15 protein-coding genes are annotated in these 16400 nt (G+C 62.7%); 8 read left to right on the forward strand and 7 right to left on the reverse strand.

All coding sequences use genetic code 11. The features are described 5' to 3' along the window. Positions 1-101: 101 nt before the first annotated feature. Genes TU75_RS15885 through TU75_RS15900 form a run of 4 tightly spaced genes read left to right on the forward strand, consistent with a single transcriptional unit; the run spans position 102 to position 5632 of the window. A complete protein-coding gene (locus TU75_RS15885; RefSeq protein ID WP_060549461.1) occupies positions 102-1265 on the forward strand; it encodes an isovaleryl-CoA dehydrogenase in 1164 nt (387 codons plus the stop codon). Between the two features lie 11 nt (positions 1266-1276). Next, positions 1277-2884 (forward strand): carboxyl transferase domain-containing protein, encoded by a 1608-nt coding sequence (locus TU75_RS15890; RefSeq protein WP_060549462.1) that lies wholly within the window; start codon positions 1277-1279, stop codon positions 2882-2884. Positions 2885-2900: 16 nt separating this feature from the next. Continuing rightward, on the forward strand, positions 2901-3707 hold the full coding sequence (locus TU75_RS15895) for a gamma-carboxygeranoyl-CoA hydratase (protein WP_060549463.1): 807 nt from the start codon (positions 2901-2903) through the stop codon (positions 3705-3707). Continuing rightward, positions 3704-5632 carry an acetyl/propionyl/methylcrotonyl-CoA carboxylase subunit alpha gene (locus tag TU75_RS15900; protein WP_060549464.1) on the forward strand — a complete coding sequence of 643 codons (1929 nt, stop codon included), beginning with the start codon at positions 3704-3706 and terminating at the stop codon, positions 5630-5632. The genes TU75_RS15895 and TU75_RS15900 overlap by 4 nt, the downstream gene beginning before the upstream one ends. On the opposite strand, the gene TU75_RS15905 is transcribed toward TU75_RS15900, so the two are convergent. Next, positions 5629-6264: a LexA family protein gene (locus TU75_RS15905; RefSeq protein WP_060549465.1), complete on the reverse strand. Its 636-nt coding sequence runs from the start codon at positions 6262-6264 to the stop codon at positions 5629-5631. The genes TU75_RS15900 and TU75_RS15905 overlap by 4 nt on opposite strands. Positions 6265-6394: 130 nt before the next feature. On the opposite strand from TU75_RS15905, the gene TU75_RS15910 reads away from it, so the two are divergent. Further along, a complete protein-coding gene (locus TU75_RS15910) occupies positions 6395-6748 on the forward strand; it encodes a DUF6124 family protein (RefSeq protein WP_003238342.1) in 354 nt (117 codons plus the stop codon). 461 nt (positions 6749-7209) lie between these two features. Continuing rightward, complete coding sequence (locus TU75_RS15915; RefSeq protein ID WP_003238337.1) at positions 7210-8361, forward strand: M14 family metallopeptidase; 1152 nt, start codon at positions 7210-7212, stop codon at positions 8359-8361. A 229-nt stretch (positions 8362-8590) separates the two neighbouring features. Here TU75_RS15915 and TU75_RS15920 read toward each other — a convergent pair whose 3' ends face one another. Beyond that, entirely contained in the window at positions 8591-9139 is a 549-nt protein-coding gene (locus TU75_RS15920) for a cytochrome b (RefSeq protein WP_003238334.1), read from the reverse strand. Next, the gene (locus TU75_RS15925; RefSeq protein WP_060549466.1) at positions 9136-10218 is read right to left on the reverse strand and encodes a catalase family peroxidase; all 1083 of its coding nucleotides are present in this window, start codon (positions 10216-10218) and stop codon (positions 9136-9138) included. Before TU75_RS15925 ends, TU75_RS15920 begins: the two co-directional genes overlap by 4 nt. 170 nt (positions 10219-10388) lie before the next feature. Between TU75_RS15925 and TU75_RS15930 the strand changes: the two genes are divergently transcribed. Together TU75_RS15930 and TU75_RS15935 are read left to right on the forward strand one after the other, a co-directional pair. Beyond that, complete coding sequence (locus tag TU75_RS15930; RefSeq protein ID WP_060549467.1) at positions 10389-10895, forward strand: sigma-70 family RNA polymerase sigma factor; 507 nt, start codon at positions 10389-10391, stop codon at positions 10893-10895. After that, a complete protein-coding gene (locus TU75_RS15935; RefSeq protein ID WP_060549468.1) occupies positions 10892-11629 on the forward strand; it encodes an anti-sigma factor family protein in 738 nt (245 codons plus the stop codon). Before TU75_RS15930 ends, TU75_RS15935 begins: the two co-directional genes overlap by 4 nt. Here TU75_RS15935 and TU75_RS15940 read toward each other — a convergent pair. From TU75_RS15940 to TU75_RS15955, 4 genes are all read right to left on the reverse strand, one after another. Next, complete coding sequence (locus tag TU75_RS15940; RefSeq protein WP_060549469.1) at positions 11626-12606, reverse strand: Csu type fimbrial protein; 981 nt, start codon at positions 12604-12606, stop codon at positions 11626-11628. The two genes, TU75_RS15935 and TU75_RS15940, sit on opposite strands and share 4 nt — an antisense overlap. A gap of 70 nt (positions 12607-12676) precedes the next feature. After that, positions 12677-14986, reverse strand: a complete 2310-nt coding sequence (locus tag TU75_RS15945) for a fimbria/pilus outer membrane usher protein (protein WP_060549470.1) — start codon at positions 14984-14986, stop codon at positions 12677-12679. Positions 14987-15097: 111 nt separating this feature from the next. Then, the gene (locus TU75_RS15950; protein WP_060549471.1) at positions 15098-15886 is read right to left on the reverse strand and encodes a fimbrial biogenesis chaperone; all 789 of its coding nucleotides are present in this window, start codon (positions 15884-15886) and stop codon (positions 15098-15100) included. A 25-nt stretch (positions 15887-15911) separates the two neighbouring features. Continuing rightward, on the reverse strand, positions 15912-16400 hold the full coding sequence (locus TU75_RS15955; protein WP_060549472.1) for a Csu type fimbrial protein: 489 nt from the start codon (positions 16398-16400) through the stop codon (positions 15912-15914).

Here is a 16400-nt window from a genome sequence, read left to right on the forward strand (position 1 = left end):
ATTGACAGCGCCGTAACGCAAGCTTACGTTAACGTAAAGGTCAGCGCCCTCCCCGGCACTCGCCCCACACAACAACAAAGCTCACAGTAAGGTGCCTGTCCATGAGTTACCCGTCCCTGAACTTCGCCCTCGGCGAAACCATCGACATGCTGCGCGACCAGGTGCAGTCCTTCGTAGCCAAGGAAATCGCGCCGCGCGCCGCGCAGATCGACATCGACAACCTGTTCCCCGTCGACCTGTGGCGCAAGTTTGGTGACATGGGCCTGCTCGGCATCACCGTGGCGGAAGAATACGGCGGCGCCGGCCTGGGCTACCTGGCCCACGTGGTGAGCATGGAAGAGATCAGCCGCGGCTCGGCCTCGGTGGCGCTGTCCTACGGTGCGCACTCCAACCTGTGCGTCAACCAGATCAACCGCAATGGCAATCATGAACAGAAGCTCAAGTACCTGCCCAGACTGATCAGCGGCGAGCACATCGGCGCCCTCGCCATGAGCGAGCCAAATGCCGGCTCCGACGTGGTTTCGATGAAACTGCGCGCCGACAAACGCGGCGACCGCTACGTGCTCAATGGCAGCAAGACCTGGATCACCAACGGCCCCGACGCCAACACCTACGTGATCTACGCCAAGACCGACCTGGAAAAGGGCGCCCACGGCATCACCGCCTTCATCGTCGAGCGTGACTGGAACGGCTTCAGCCGCAGCCACAAGTTCGACAAGCTGGGCATGCGCGGCTCCAACACCTGCGAGCTGTTTTTCGACGACGTTGAAGTGCCCGAAGAGAATATTCTCGGCGTCCTCAACGGCGGCGTAAAAGTGCTGATGAGTGGGCTGGACTACGAACGCGTGGTGCTCGCCGGCGGGCCCACCGGGATCATGCAGGCCTGCATGGACCTGATCGTGCCCTACATCCACGACCGCAAGCAGTTCGGCCAAAGCATCGGCGAATTCCAGCTGATCCAGGGCAAGGTCGCCGACATGTACACCCAGCTCAACGCCAGCCGCGCCTACCTCTATGCGGTGGCCCAGGCCTGCGAGCGCGGCGAGACCACGCGCAAGGACGCCGCCGGCGTGATCCTCTACAGCGCCGAGCGCGCCACCCAGATGGCCCTCGATGCCATCCAGATTCTGGGCGGCAATGGCTATATCAACGAATTCCCCGCCGGGCGCCTGCTGCGTGATGCCAAGTTGTATGAAATCGGCGCGGGCACCAGTGAGATTCGGCGCATGTTGATCGGTCGCGAACTGTTCAACGAAACCCGCTGAAGGAGCGCGCCATGGCCACCTTGCACACCCAGCTCAACCCACGCTCGGCGGAATTTGTCGCCAACAGCGCGGCGATGCGCCAGCAGGTCGACGCCCTGCATGCCCTCCTCGCCCAGGTGCAACAAGGCGGCGGCCTCAAGGCCCAGGAGCGGCATACCTCGCGCGGCAAACTGCTGCCGCGCGAACGCATCAATCGCCTGCTCGATCCGGGCTCGCCGTTCCTCGAACTCAGCCAACTGGCCGCCCATCAAGTGTATGGCGAAGACGTGCCGGCAGCCGGCGTGATCGCCGGGATTGGCCGCGTCGAGGGCGTGGAATGCATGATTGTCGCCAACGATGCCACGGTCAAAGGCGGCTCCTATTACCCGCTTACGGTAAAAAAACATCTGCGCGCGCAGACCATTGCCGAGCAGAACCGCCTGCCGTGCATCTACCTGGTGGACTCCGGCGGCGCCAACCTGCCGCGCCAGGATGAAGTGTTCCCGGACCGCGAACACTTCGGGAGGATCTTCTTCAATCAGGCCAACATGAGCGCCCAGGGCATCCCGCAGATCGCCGTGGTGATGGGCTCGTGCACCGCCGGCGGCGCCTATGTACCCGCCATGGCCGACGAAGCGATCATGGTGCGCCAGCAGGCCACGATCTTTCTGGCCGGCCCGCCATTGGTCAAAGCGGCGACCGGCGAAGTGGTCAGCGCCGAAGAACTGGGCGGCGCCGACGTGCACTGCAAAATCTCCGGAGTGGCCGACCACTATGCCGACAGCGACGAACACGCCCTTGCCCTGGCACGCCGCAGCGTGGCCAACCTCAACTGGCGCAAGCTGGGTGAGTTGCGCCAGCGCTCGCCGATAGCGCCGCTGTACAGCGCAGAAGAACTCTACGGGGTGATTCCGGCCGAGGCCAAGCAGCCATTCGATGTGCGCGAAGTGATCGCGCGGCTGGTGGATGCGTCGGTGTTCGATGAGTTCAAGGCGCTGTTCGGCACCACGCTGGTCTGCGGCTTTGCGCATTTGCACGGCTACCCGATTGCGATCCTCGCCAACAACGGCATCCTGTTCGCCGAGGCCGCGCAAAAAGGCGCGCACTTCATCGAGCTGGCCTGCCAGCGTGGGATTCCACTGCTGTTTCTGCAGAACATCACCGGCTTCATGGTCGGCCAAAAATACGAAGCCGGCGGCATCGCCAAGCACGGCGCCAAACTGGTGACGGCGGTGGCGTGCGCCAGGGTGCCGAAATTTACCGTGATCATCGGCGGCAGCTTTGGGGCCGGCAACTACGGCATGTGTGGACGCGCTTATGACCCGCGATTTTTATGGATGTGGCCCAACGCGCGCATCGGCGTGATGGGTGCCGAGCAGGCGGCCGGCGTGTTGGTGCAGGTCAAGCGCGAACAGGCCGAACGGGCCGGCAGTGCGTTCAGCGCCGGGGACGAAGCCGCGATCAAACAGCCGATCCTCGACCAGTATGAAACCCAGGGCCACCCCTATTACTCCAGCGCCCGCCTGTGGGACGACGGCGTCATCGACCCGCTGCAGACCCGCGAGGTACTCGCCCTGGCGCTGTCCGCCGCCCTGAACGCCCCCATCGAGCCGAGCCGCTTCGGCGTGTTCCGCATGTAAATGGAGCTATTCCCTCATGAACGATTTCAACACACTCGAACTGATCACCGACAACCGTGGCTTTGCCACGTTGTGGCTCAGTAGTGAAGCCAAGAACAATGCGTTCAATGCCCAGATGATCCGCGAATTGATCATCGCCCTGGACCATGTGCAAAGCGACCCGTCCCTGCGTTTTCTGCTGCTGCGTGGACGTGGCAGGCACTTCAGCGCCGGGGCAGACCTGGCCTGGATGCAGCAGTCGGCCGAACTGGACTACCACACCAACCTGGACGATGCGCGCGAATTGGCGGAGCTGATGTACAACCTGTCCAAACTGAAAATCCCCACCCTGGCCGTGGTGCAAGGCGCCGCCTACGGCGGGGCGCTGGGTTTGATCAGTTGCTGCGACATGGCGATTGGTGCCGATGAAGCGCAGTTCTGCCTGTCGGAAGTGCGCATCGGCCTGGCGCCAGCAGTAATCAGCCCGTTCGTGGTGCAGGCCATCGGCGAGCGCGCGGCCCGCCGCTATGCCCTGACGGCCGAGCGATTTGGCGGCCAGCGTGCGCGGGAAATCGGCCTGCTGGCGGAAAGCTACCCGGCCGATACGCTGGAGCAGCAAGTCGAAGCCTGGGTGGCGAACCTGCTGCAGAACAGCCCAGCGGCCATGCGCGCCAGCAAGGACCTGCTGCGCGAAGTGGGCAACGGCGCACTCACGCCGGCCCTGCGGCGCTATTGCGAAAACGCCATCGCGCGAATTCGCGTCAGCCCCGAAGGCCAGGAAGGCTTGCGTGCATTCCTGCAAAAGCGTGCACCCGCCTGGCAATCCGGGGAGCCACGCCCATGAGGCCACTCACCACACTGCTGGTCGCCAACCGTGGCGAAATCGCCTGCCGGGTCATGCGCACCGCCAAAGCGATGGGGCTGACCACCGTGGCTGTGCACAGCGACATTGACCGCGATGCGCGGCACAGTCGCGAGGCGGACATACGCGTCGACCTGGGTGGCAGCAAAGCTGCGGACAGTTACCTGCAGATCGACACGATCATCGCGGCCGCCAAGGCCAGCGGTGCCCAGGCGATTCATCCTGGCTACGGCTTTCTCTCGGAAAACGCAGCGTTTGCCCGCGCCATCGAGGCAGCCGGCCTGATCTTTCTCGGCCCGCCCGCCTCGGCCATCGACGCCATGGGCAGCAAGTCGGCGGCCAAGTCGCTGATGGAAACCGCCGGGGTGCCACTGGTGCCGGGTTATCACGGCGAAGCCCAAGACCTGGACACCTTTCGCGACGCCTGCGCGCGCATCGGCTATCCGGTGCTGCTAAAAGCGACTGCCGGCGGCGGCGGCAAGGGCATGAAGGTGGTCGAGGACGTCAGCCAGTTGGCCGAGGCTCTGGCTTCGGCCCAGCGTGAGGCATTGTCCTCGTTCGGCAACGGGCAGATGCTGGTGGAAAAATACCTGCTCAAGCCGCGCCATGTGGAAATCCAGGTGTTTGCCGATAGTCACGGCCACTGCCTGTACCTCAACGAGCGCGATTGCTCGATCCAGCGGCGTCATCAAAAAGTGGTGGAAGAAGCCCCGGCGCCCGGGCTGAGCGTTGAACAGCGCAAAGCCATGGGTGAAGCGGCGGTGCGCGCGGCGCAGGCGATCGGCTATGTGGGCGCGGGTACGGTGGAGTTTTTACTGGATGCCCGTGGCGAATTTTTCTTCATGGAGATGAACACCCGGCTGCAGGTGGAGCACCCGGTGACCGAAGCGATTACCGGGCTCGATCTGGTGGCCTGGCAGATACGCGTTGCCCAGGGCGAAGCGCTGCCGATCACCCAGGCGCAGGTGCCGTTGAATGGGCACGCGATCGAGGTGCGGCTGTATGCCGAAGATCCGAGCAACGATTTTCTGCCTGCCACCGGCCACCTGGCGCTGTACCGCGAGTGCGACGCGGGCCCGGGCCGCCGTGTGGACAGCGGCGTGGAGCAAGGTGACAGTGTCTCGCCGTTCTACGATCCGATGCTGGGCAAACTGATTGCCTGGGGCGAGGACCGCGAGCAGGCGCGCCTGCGTCTGCTGGCCATGCTCGACGAGTTCGCCGTGGGTGGGCTCAAGACCAACCTGGGTTTTCTGCGGCGCATCATCGGCCATCCGGCGTTTGCGGCGGCCGAACTCGATACCGGGTTTATTCCGCGTTACCAGGCGCAGTTGCTGCCGGCGCAGAGTGCGTTGAGCGATAGGTTCTGGCAGGCGGCAGGTTCGGCGTTCATGCAGAGTCTGCCGCGCGGTGAAGGGCCCTGGGCGGATACCCGGGGCTTTCGCACAGGGCTGCCGCCGCAGGTTTCGCTGCACTTGAGCTGCAATGGGCAGGACCGGGTGGTGACAGTGGCGGCTGGCGCTGCACATGCGCTGCACGGTGAACAGTTGCTGATCGAACACCAGGGCATACGCCGCGCGCATCTGGCGGTGCGTAATGGAAGCACCGTGTACCTGCGGTGGGATGGCGAGATGCAGGCGGTCAGTCTGTTTGACCCGATTGCGGCGGTCGAGGCGAGCCAAGCGCATCAGGGCGGTCTCACCGCGCCCATGAACGGCAGCATCGTGCGGGTGCTGGTGGAGGTTGGGCAGCACGTCGAAGCTGGCACGCAATTGGTGGTATTGGAAGCGATGAAAATGGAGCACAGCATTCGCGCGCCCCAAGCCGGCGTGGTCAAGGCGCTGTTTTGCCAGGAGGGCGAGATGGTCGCTGAAGGCAGCGCACTGGTGGAACTGGAAATGGCCGATTAGAACTTTGCTGTGGCCTGCACGACAACACCGAGAATCCGGCAATCATCGGTGAACAGCAGCTTGGGGTAAGTGGGATTGAGCGGCACCAGGTACAGCTGGCCGCTTTCTTCCTGCAATTGGCGAAAGGTGGCCCGAGGGCTGTCGTCCCATTGCGCAACGACCAGCTTACCGGGCACAGCGCGGATGGAAGGGTCGACCAGGATCAACATGCCTGCGCTGATACTGAGGCCTGTGGGAGCGGTCATGGCATCGCCGGTTACGGGGAGCCAGAAGGCTTCGCCGCCCGCGTGGTAGTCCGTCAGTTCAAAGCGCTCGGGGCCGTAGGGCGCACGTTCTTCGCGCACTTCACAGAGCCCGTTCCAGTCGCTGACCGGGTAGCGGAAATACGGGTTGTAGTGGTGTTCCCATGGCTGCTCTTGATCAACGCGCTCACGAATTTCCAGGGCCACCTCCAGATACCCCAGCCCCAGTTCCGCCAGCACCCGGTTCATGTCTGCAAGGCTGGGCACCCGTCGTTTGTTGAGCCAATGGCCCACGCCGCCCTGGGACATGCCCAGGCGTTCGGCCAGTTCATCCTGAGTGACCTTGCGGTCTTTCATGTTGGCTCTGACCAACGCTATCCATTTATCCATGGTGCGTGACAATACGTTGCGTATTTTTCAGGGCAATAAACAGTTTGTAGTAATCCACGAAACGACATAAATACGATACGTACTATCATCAATTTCAAGGATTTCGCCCCCCATCAGAGTAACGCCCATGATGACAACCAGCCCGTATCCGCCGACCGAAACACCTGTCACCGACGACGCAGCACTCGACCTGCACACCAGCGGCGCCGCCCAACGTGCATTGGACTATTACTTGAAAGCGGATATGTCCACCTCCAGGGCAGACGACACCTTCTTTCATATCAAACCCGGCATCAGCCACGAAGAAGCCCTGGTGCACGCTTCCGACCTGCTGCGCAGTGCAGCCGCCACGGCCTACGAATCGGCGAGCAGCCATCAGGGCAATCAACGTGACCTGGCGTTTTCAGTGGTGTATCTGATCGACATGGCGAAAGCGATGGTGGAGCGATCGTTGCTGCAGCCAGAGGCTCAGGCAAACGCGTGAAGAATGCGAAGCAAAAATATTTCTATCCCTGGGATAAAAACATTTGACTTGCAAATGATAATGATTATTATTGGGCCTAGCTGATCGCGAGATCAGTCGATAGGCCAAGAGACCTTAGGTCGGACTCTTGGAATATCTCCTCATCAGGCTAATCACGGTTTTTGACCCGGCTCTTTGGCCGGGTCTTTTTTTGCCAGTTTCCCTGGCATGGCTTCAGGCTAATGAAGACTGTGTATTGCTTGATGGCGCGCATGGTAGCAAAAGACCATTGCCCAATGAAAGCCGCCCAACCGCTCTGGACGGGATCTTTGAGAAACAGCACCTGAGAATCACTCTCACCGTTTTCTAGCCATCGTCGGGTCAACGAAGACACCTCCCTCCCCTGCAACAATTTTGCATCAAGATTTTGCCCGACCTCTGTGTAATATAGCCGCCACAACTCATATTCAGGCAACCAGACTATGACCGTGGCCTTGACCTCCATCAAGATCAGCACCGACTTCGACAGCGGCAACATCCAGGTCCTGGATGCCAGCGATGCCTATCAGTTGTTGCTGGCAATTAAACCCGATACCCGCAGCCATCACTTCCAGTGGTTCCACTTCAAGGCAGAAGGTATGCACGTGGGCCACACCCACACCTTCCGCCTGAGCAATGCGAGCTACTCCTCGTATAAAAATGCCTGGAGCGGCTACAACGCCGTGGCGTCGTATGACCACGTCAACTGGTTCCGCGTGCCCACGCGCTTCGATGGCGAGACGCTGCACATCAGCCTTCAAACCCGCGAGAAACATGCCTGGTTTGCCTACTTCGAACCCTACAGCCGCGAGCGTCACGATTGGTTGATCGAGCAGGCCCTGAAACACGCCGGCACCCAACTGCTGGCCACCGGTAAAAGTGTCGAAGGCCGTGATATCCAGTTGTTGCGCCGCGGTAAAGGCGGCGAAGGTCGGCTCAAGGTGTGGATCATTGCGCAGCAGCACCCGGGCGAGCACATGGCGCAATGGTTCATGGAAGGGGTGATCGAACGCCTGCAACGCGATGGTGATGCCGAGCTGAAAAAGCTGCTGGCCGTCGCCGACCTGTACCTGGTGCCCAACATGAATCCTGACGGCGCGTTCCATGGCCACCTGCGCACCAACGCCATGGGCCAGGACCTCAACCGCGCCTGGCAAAGCGCCAGCCAGGAGATGAGCCCCGAAGTGCTGTTCGTGCAGCAGCAGATGGAAAAGTACGGCGTGGACCTGTTCCTCGATATCCACGGCGATGAGGAAATCCCCTACGTGTTCACCGCCGGCTGCGAAGGCAACCCCGGCTACACGCCGCGCATCGAAGCGCTGGAGAAGCACTTTCGCAGCCACCTCAGCGCCTTGACCCGCGACTTCCAGACCACCCACGGCTACACCCGCGACCTGCCCGGCGAGGCCAACATGACACTGGCCTGCAACGCGGTTGGCCAGAAGTACGATTGCCTGTCGCTGACCCTGGAAATGCCTTTCAAGGACAACGACGATGCGCCCAACCCCAAAACCGGCTGGTCAGGGGATCGCTCCAGGCAACTGGGTCAGGATGTGTTGAGTACCGTGGCGGATATCGTCACGAGCCTGCGCTGATCCATTTACATTGTGCACCTGAAATTTCAGGCATCCACACTCCTGTGGCGAGCAGGCTTGTCCTGCGTTGGGCTGCGCAGCAGCCCCAAAACCAGGCGCTGAGTCGTATCATGTACACCGCGTTTTGCTGGATTGGGGGCGCTTCGCACCCCAACGCGGGGCAAGCCCGCTCGCCACAGAGGCTCCAGTTTGCTGCGCGACAGCGCTAGGAGCCTCCCGCAGTTAGCGCTCAATCTGCTCCAGCATCCCGCCCAGTCATACTCTGCAACACCCCATCGCGCCGAATCCACCCGTGAAACAGCGCCGCCGCCAGGTGCGCCAACACGGTAAAAAACAGCACATACGCCAAAAACCCATGGGCCCTGCGCAACAGCGCAAACAACGGCGCATTCGCCGCCACCAAGGCCGGCAACTGCACCGAACTGCTTAGCATTACCGGGTCCCCGGCCGCTGAAATCATCGCCCAGCCAAGCAAGGGCAGCACCAGCATCAACCCGTACAGCACCAGATGAGACGCCTTGGCCGCCAACACCTGCCATAACGGCAAATCAGCCGGCAACGGCGGCTGACGCGTAGAAAAGCGCACCACCAACCGCACAATCACCAACGCCAGAATCGCGATACCCAGGGGCTTGTGCAGATGCAGCAACCACTCATGCCGCTCCGATACTGATGCAGCAAGCCCCGCACCAATAAACAGCATGGCAATGATCATCAACGCCATCACCCAATGCAGCAGGCGCGCCAGCGGAGCAAAAAAACGCGGTTGAGCACTCATGGTTTCGACTCCTGCGGGGCACTGTGCAGCGGGCTGACTTCACCGGCGCGGCGCAAATACGAACTGGCATAAGCCGCCGAACGCGCGGCCAGCAATGGGTCACTGGAGGCTTCGATACCGCTCGGCAAGATCAGCGGATCAAAGTTGATATCACGGCAATCGCCATCCGCCTGCGGCTGGCTGCTTTGCAGCACCAGCGTGCCAGCGTTCAACACCTTGTGTTCACCGCTCCAGGCCTTGCTGGCATCGTCCACGGGGTCGCCGGGGTTGGCCAGGGTCATGTTCAGTTGCCAACGCAGCGGCCCGGCCGTCAGGCGCTGCACCAGGTCCGTTTGCAGAAAGTCGCTGTCCGACGGCGCAACATCACCTGCGCCATCCTGGCTCTGCGGCACCACGCCCCAGCGTACGGCCTGACGCTTGCCCTCGGCATTTATCAGGTAGAACGCGTTGATGCCGTTATAGGATTGCGTGGCGTAGCTGGCCGAAGGCTTCGCTGTCTTGACCCACGCCAGAAACGCCGCCGTTTCCGGGTGCGCGGCAAAAAACGCCGGCATGTTCGCCGGGTTCGGCTTGCCGGTGGCCGGGTCGGGCGCGCCGGCCTTGAGCATCTGGTAGAACGCCTCGGGCGTGCCCACCGGAAACACCGGCATGCTGTTCATGCCCGTGCGCCATTGCTGGCCGTTGGCCTGGCTGAACTGCACGGCAAAACTGCGGATCGGCACACTGCTGTCCGGCGCGTAAGGGTTGCCGCTGGGCAAGGCGAACCGGCCGATTACCGGCGTCCTGGCCTCGCTGAACACCTGCGCACTGGAGTACGCGCGCGCCTCGGCGCTGCTCTCGAAATAACCGGCTACACACACGCCCTTGGCATGGTTACGCCGAAAGCCTGGATGCACGCCGTTATTGGTTTCCAGTGCATTGACCAAGGTCTTGGGGCGCAGGCGTTGTGGGTCGAGTGTGCCGTTGACGTAGGCGAACGCCCCGGCTACAACCGCAACCACAGCGCCGATACCGGCGAGCCGTGCGATCAGGCTCGCCGTGCTCAACGGAGGACGCGGCGGTGATGAGTGATCTACCATGAAGGAACTCCAGGGCCAATGGCCTTAGGGATGAAACATAAGGTCGGAGCATTGAGACGAATGCCGATCCGCCCTATTCCCCGGCGCCGGATTTATTTTTTCAGTGCGGAGGAATAACCTTCAACGCCGGACGTCTCTCAAGTCCAAGCGTAGTGGACAACCCGACGCCCATGCATGCCCTCGACGAACCGTTACGTGAACTCATCCCCAGGCTACGGCGCTTCGCCGTGTCCCTGACCCGTAACGCCAGCAGCGCCGACGACCTGGTGCAGTCGACGCTGGAGCGGGCGATCATCAGTTGGGCCGACAAACGCGTCGAGGGAGACCTGCGAGCCTGGCTGTTTTCGATTCTCTATCGCCAGTTTCTCGATGCCCACCGCCGCAGCCGACGCTACGCGCGCATGCTCGAATTCTTCACCGGACGCGACGATGCGCAGCCGTCGGTGGAGCGCACGGTGATGGCCCAATCCACCCTGCAAGCCTTTGACAAACTTGGCACCGAGCAGCGCGCCCTGCTGTTGTGGGTGTCGGTCGAAGGCCTGAGCTACAAGGAAGTCGCCGACATACTCGAGGTGCCCCTTGGCACCGTGATGTCACGCCTGTCTCGCGCGCGCCAGGCCCTGCGCCAACTCAGCGATGGCGAAATTGCCAGCCCTTCCCTGCGGATACTCAAATGATCAGCCTGCCCCCCAGCGAACGCGATTTACATGCCTACGTCGACCATCAACTGCTGGAAAGTGATCGCCGCGCGATGGAAACCTGGCTGGCCGGCCACCCCGAGGTGGCGGCCCAGGTGCACGCCTGGCAACAGGATGCGCAGTTGCTGCGCGCTTCGTTGAGCGGCGCCCTGCAGACACCTGCCAACCCGCAACTGGACCCGGCGCTGATTCGCCAGCGCATCCGGCACCGGTCGCGTCGGCACTTGGCCACAGCCGCCGTGCTGCTGATCGCCGTGAGCATCGGCGGGCTGGGCGGCTGGCACGCCCGCGAAGCCACTCATCCGCCGACGCTGCCAATGACCGATGCGATGCAGGCCTACCGCCTGTTTGCGCAGGACGGCATCATGCCCGCCGACTACAAAACCCAGGACAGCGGCACGATGCAAGCCTGGCTCGACCGCTACTTCAACCAGGCCCATCGCCTGCCCGACCTGAGCCAGGCGGGTTTCAGGCCGGTCAGCGGGCGCCTGCTCACTACCGAGCAAGGCGCGGCCGCCATGGTGCTGTACGAAGACCGGCAAGGCCAACGCATCAGCTTTTACATTCGTCCTCCCGGCCCGGGAAACGGTTTCCTGCCCCGTGGCAGTCGCAGCGCCGATGGCCTGCAGGCCGAGTACTGGTCCGGGGGGGGCTACAATTATGCGATGGTCAGCCCGGTGGGCCAGCCCGGCACGCCGCTGCTGAAGTTCTAGAAGCCAACGTCGAGCACCACGTTGTCCACATAGACGCCGGCCGGCGGCGTGGTTTGATCGGTGTAAATCCTGGCGTTGTAGTTGTATACCTGACTGCCAATGCCCAGCCCATTGCCGGGGTTGACCTCGGCCGTCGAACTGGCCCGCCGCGCCGCGCCGACACTGCCCCAGCGCGTGGTGCCAGCACTTTTGAAAATATCGTAGGCCAGGTAATTGGTACCGGAAACCATCCGCCGCCGCCCGCCGACGCTCACCGCGTTCTGCCCGTCGCTGAGCCCGACGGTATAGGCGCTGCCCTTGGTGCAAGCAATGTTGATGGTCTGCCCGGTCACGGCGGTGAATCCGCTGACCACCGGCGCGCTGCCAAAGAGGATAGGCGGCGCGGTGATCTGGCAGTCGTTGGTCACCGTCATGCTGACGGTCAGGGTGGCGCTGCCGTTACCGATGTCGCGGCCCAGGCAGATACCGCCAAAGCCCACCCCCGAGCAATAATTCCAGTTCCAGGCGATGTTCAGTGTCTCGCTGTACAAGCCGGCGGCGACGTTGCTGCCGGTGATGCTGCCCAGGTACAGCGGCACGGTTTTCGTGCCTGGCCCTGCGATCAGCCCGATAAGCTGGGCAATGCCACCCGTGCCGCCAAAATCGAACTGGGTGTTGCGCGCAATCGGAAAGCTCGCGGTGTTGGTGCCATAGATCGTGTAGCCGATCACATCACCGGTCGGCCCGACCATGCCGCTGCTGGCCGAGGTGATGGTGGCGTAGAAATGGTCCGACGGTACCAATAGCGAAATCAGCGCCGAGGTGCAACTCAACCCGGCGCTGGTGGTGGAGCTGGCCTGCGCAGCCGTGCGTACCGTCATCGAACTGATCGAGCCGAAACTGGCCGGCACACTGGCCGCCACCGAACACGCCGCCATGGCCTGGCCCGAGCACAGCAGCCCCAGACCCAACAGCCATCCCTTGCCCCTCACTCGCATACTCTCCATTCCTGTCCCTGTGGCGAGCGGGCTCGCCACAACAGCTCTTTCAACAAAGAAAATGGCGCGTTCATTGACACACCAACGGCCCGATCAGCGGCACATCCTGTTGCTGCTCATCGATGTCGAATGCGGCCTGGCAACTCTGGCCTTCGCCCAGGGTGACCTGCAGCGTGTTGTGTGCGCTGAGGTTTTCCAGGTAGACCAGGCCATCCCAGCCCACCACCGCCTGGGTGTTGCTCTGTTCGTGCACCACCAGGCTGCCCAGCGGCAATTCCTGATGCTGACGGTCCACCAGGGTAATGCTCGCGGCGAGTACCCGACGCAATGGAAACTCCAGCAGATAGCCACTGCCCCGGCGCACCGACACCCGCTGCTCGACATTCTCGCTCTGGATGTTCGGCGGCAGGTTCAGCGGATCGATTTCATATTTGGCGCGGTAGTAGGCACTGCTCCACGGCACCAGCAGGTGCCCATGACGATCGGTCTGGCCGACCAGCTGGTTTTCGTAACGCACCGGAATCCCGGCGAACCCCTGGGTACTCACCACCACAAACGCGTCGTTGATACGGTTGGCGGCAAACACGTTGCCGCCCATCCAGACGAGTGAGCCGCTGGCGTCCGCCCAACGCGTCTCGGCGTCGCTGCTGCCATAGACGCCGGCTTGCAACTGCACCGACTGCAAGCGCCAGGTCAGGTCGGCCTGGCGATAGGTCGGGCCATCGCCCTGGGCATAACCGAGGTTGTAGCCCACCCCGCCTTCGCTGGGCACTGCGCTGCTGTAATTGAGGCGCTGGCGACTGGCGCCGTCCTTGCTGCGCTCGGTACTCACCGCCAGGCTGCCATTGAGGTCGAATGGAATCACCAACTGCGCCTGCATGGCCCAGTTGCGGTCACCGATCTCGCGGTTGGCTGACAGGTAAAAACTGGTGTTGCGCCACAGCGGTTTGCTCCAGCTCAGGTTAAGCAGGCGCGTACGCGAATCGTCCGCCGCCTGCACATCGAAATAGCCCACACCCAGGCTGCCGAAGCGTTGCAGATTGAGGCTCAGGGTGACCTGCTCGCTGCGCTTGCTGAGGCTCGCGTAAGGCGTGTCGACCAGGGTCAGGTCGGCATAATCGTCGCGGCGCTCGACCCGCTGGTACGACAGGCTGTAGCGCGTGCTGTTGTACTGGTAACCCAGGCTCAGTTGCTGACCGCTGCGACCGTCGAACCGGCTTTGACTGATGGCGGTGTTGAGCACGCCGAAGTTGCCCAGGCGCAGGTTACCGCCAAGCCCGCCAAGGCTAAGGTTGCTGGACGCTTCGGCATGGCTTTCCAGCGTCACATTGTCGGAGTAGCCATAGCGAAAGGTGCCGCTGGCCACGCCCGACCCGTAGCCGAAATCACGCAGGGCATAATCGCGACGCAAGGTGCCGGCGGCGACCGAAAAATCTGTGAGGCCTTGTTGCAGCAGCGTGCTGGTGACGTAGAACGGCACCGTGGTCGACACCTGCCGGCCCAACGCATCGGTGGTGACCACAACAGCTTCACCGGCGCCATTGATGAACGGAATGTTGGTGAGGGTGTAGGGCCCGGGTTGCAGCAGTGCGCTTTCGGATTTGTAGCCGTTGATGAACAGATCCACCGACGATGGCACCGCCGCCTCCCCGGCAAACTGCGGCAAGGGATAGGTGACCTGGTCGGGGCGCACCGCAAAGTCCCGCGACAGTTGCACCCCGCCCAGGCGCACCGAGCTGCTCCAGGGCAGCGAGCCGCTGATCACATCGCCCGCCTCGTAGGTGAGCAAACGTTCATCATCGGAAAAGCGCCAGGTGGTGTCGTAACGCCGGTAACCGTTATTGAGCGTACTGGCGCTGATGCCGCCAGCCAGGGTCTGGCGAAACTGCCCGGTGGTGGACAAGGTGCCCCAGTTGTCGAACAGCCGCACCTCGTTCCAGGCCGCCAGATAGCTGCCGCCTTCATCGGTGTCGTTGAAATACACATCGTAGTTGAGCAATGCGCCGAAGCTGCTCATGGCCTGGGTGCGCGGGTAGGTGTTGCGGTTTCCGATGAACTGCTCCTGCAGCCAGGACGGCGGCACGTCCAGCAGCAGGCGCTGGCCGGTGCTGTCGTAATCGCTGTGCAGGCCGGGCACCGTGTCCAGGGGCACGCGGGTGCCGAAGTCACCGGGCAAGGTCATGCCCACCTCCTGCAATGCGCTGGCGGGCACGAAAAGTTGCCCGGCACGTTGGTCCACCGCGATCACGCGGCCAGTGTCCATCTGGTTGACCACCAACTGCAGAAACAATTGAGCATCGGCGACCGCCTCCATGCTGCTCGGCGGCGGCGGCAATTCGCCCGCCACCGCGGCGCCCCACAGCCCGCCAGCCACGGCCATCGACAGCCATATACCGCAAGTCTGACCACGACTCACACATGGCGTTGTGTCCTTCAATGGACATCTCCCTCCTGTTAACACCCGGGCATTGGCCCGTCCCTCTGCATCGGCTTATCGCTTGGGCGCCAGGCTCTCCAGTTGCGGCGCACCGTTGATTCGTACCTGTAACGGCTGGTCGGCCGACACGGCATCCGGCACCGGCCAGCGCATGGTCGCGCCGGGCAGCACATAGCCGAGCAAACCCTCGACCAATGGCCGGGTTTGCCCGTTCTGTTTGAAGGAGGCATCCGTGAGCCGCGCATGCACGGCGCCCTGGTTACGCACTTCGATATAACTGCGCCCAGCCACATTGACCTTGTGCCAGCTCAGCTCCGGCTTGCCGGCGCCCTTGGGGTCGCGCGGGCGGGTCGCGTCTTCCCTGCTCCACAGGCCCGCGCCATAGGCGAACAACGGCACCGAATAGCGCATCTGGAAGCGAATCGCCGCTGCGGTGTTCTTGCCTTCCGGAGGCGTGGGCACCTGCAGCGCGGAGGGGATTTCATCGATGATGATGCGGTAGGCCTGCTCCTGCCCCGGCGGCACTTCCTTAGTGCGGGTCAGGCGCACGAGTTGCTTCTGGCCGGGCTCGATCCTGGCCACGGGCGGGCTGCCGATCACATCGCGCTGGTTCTGGTACTGTTCGTCGAAGCCCTGTTGGCTCCAGGCAAACACGCGCACCTGCAGGTTAGCGGTCTCGGTGCCACGGTTTTCCAGCCACAGTGCGCTGGCCTGTTGATCGGCCTCCAGCACCGGGTCTATCGGCCAGATCAGCACTGAGCTTGCGGCCTGCACGAGCCCGCTCATGCTCGCGGCAATCAAGGCAATACCCACGGCGCACAAGCGCCGGGAAGGTGAACGCATAAAACCACTCCTCATATTGAAATCCCTACCAGGACAGCTGCACCTGCAACGTGTCGCTGTACGTCCCATTCGGCTGATTGCCAGGCAGTACCACGCGCCCGTAAATCGGCAGGCGGATATTGCTTGCATCGCTGTAGCTCACGCTGACGCTCTGGCCCACCCCCAGGCTCTGGCTGAATGCGGCATCCCTGAATAACTGATAACCCACTTGGGCACTGCCGCTGCTGTGCTTGAGGTTGCGCCCGCTGGTGCTGTGCAGCCCGCCGTCGACACTCACGCTCAATGCCACGCCTGGTGTGCATTGCAAGGTGATGCCGCCGGTCAGGGCTGCGGTCACGGTGCTGGTGGCCAGGGCGGAATAGCTGCCGTAGTTCAGCGAACCGTAATTGACCCCACCGCCCACAATCAGACAGCCCGGCGTAATGGTCGCGCTCACCTGGAAGCTCTGGTTGGTCACCGCCGCCAACGGCAACGGCAACACCAGCCCGAAGGCCAGCAACGCTGTACGCCACAT

The organism is Pseudomonas poae (assembly GCF_001439785.1).
Taxonomy (GTDB): domain Bacteria; phylum Pseudomonadota; class Gammaproteobacteria; order Pseudomonadales; family Pseudomonadaceae; genus Aquipseudomonas; species Aquipseudomonas poae.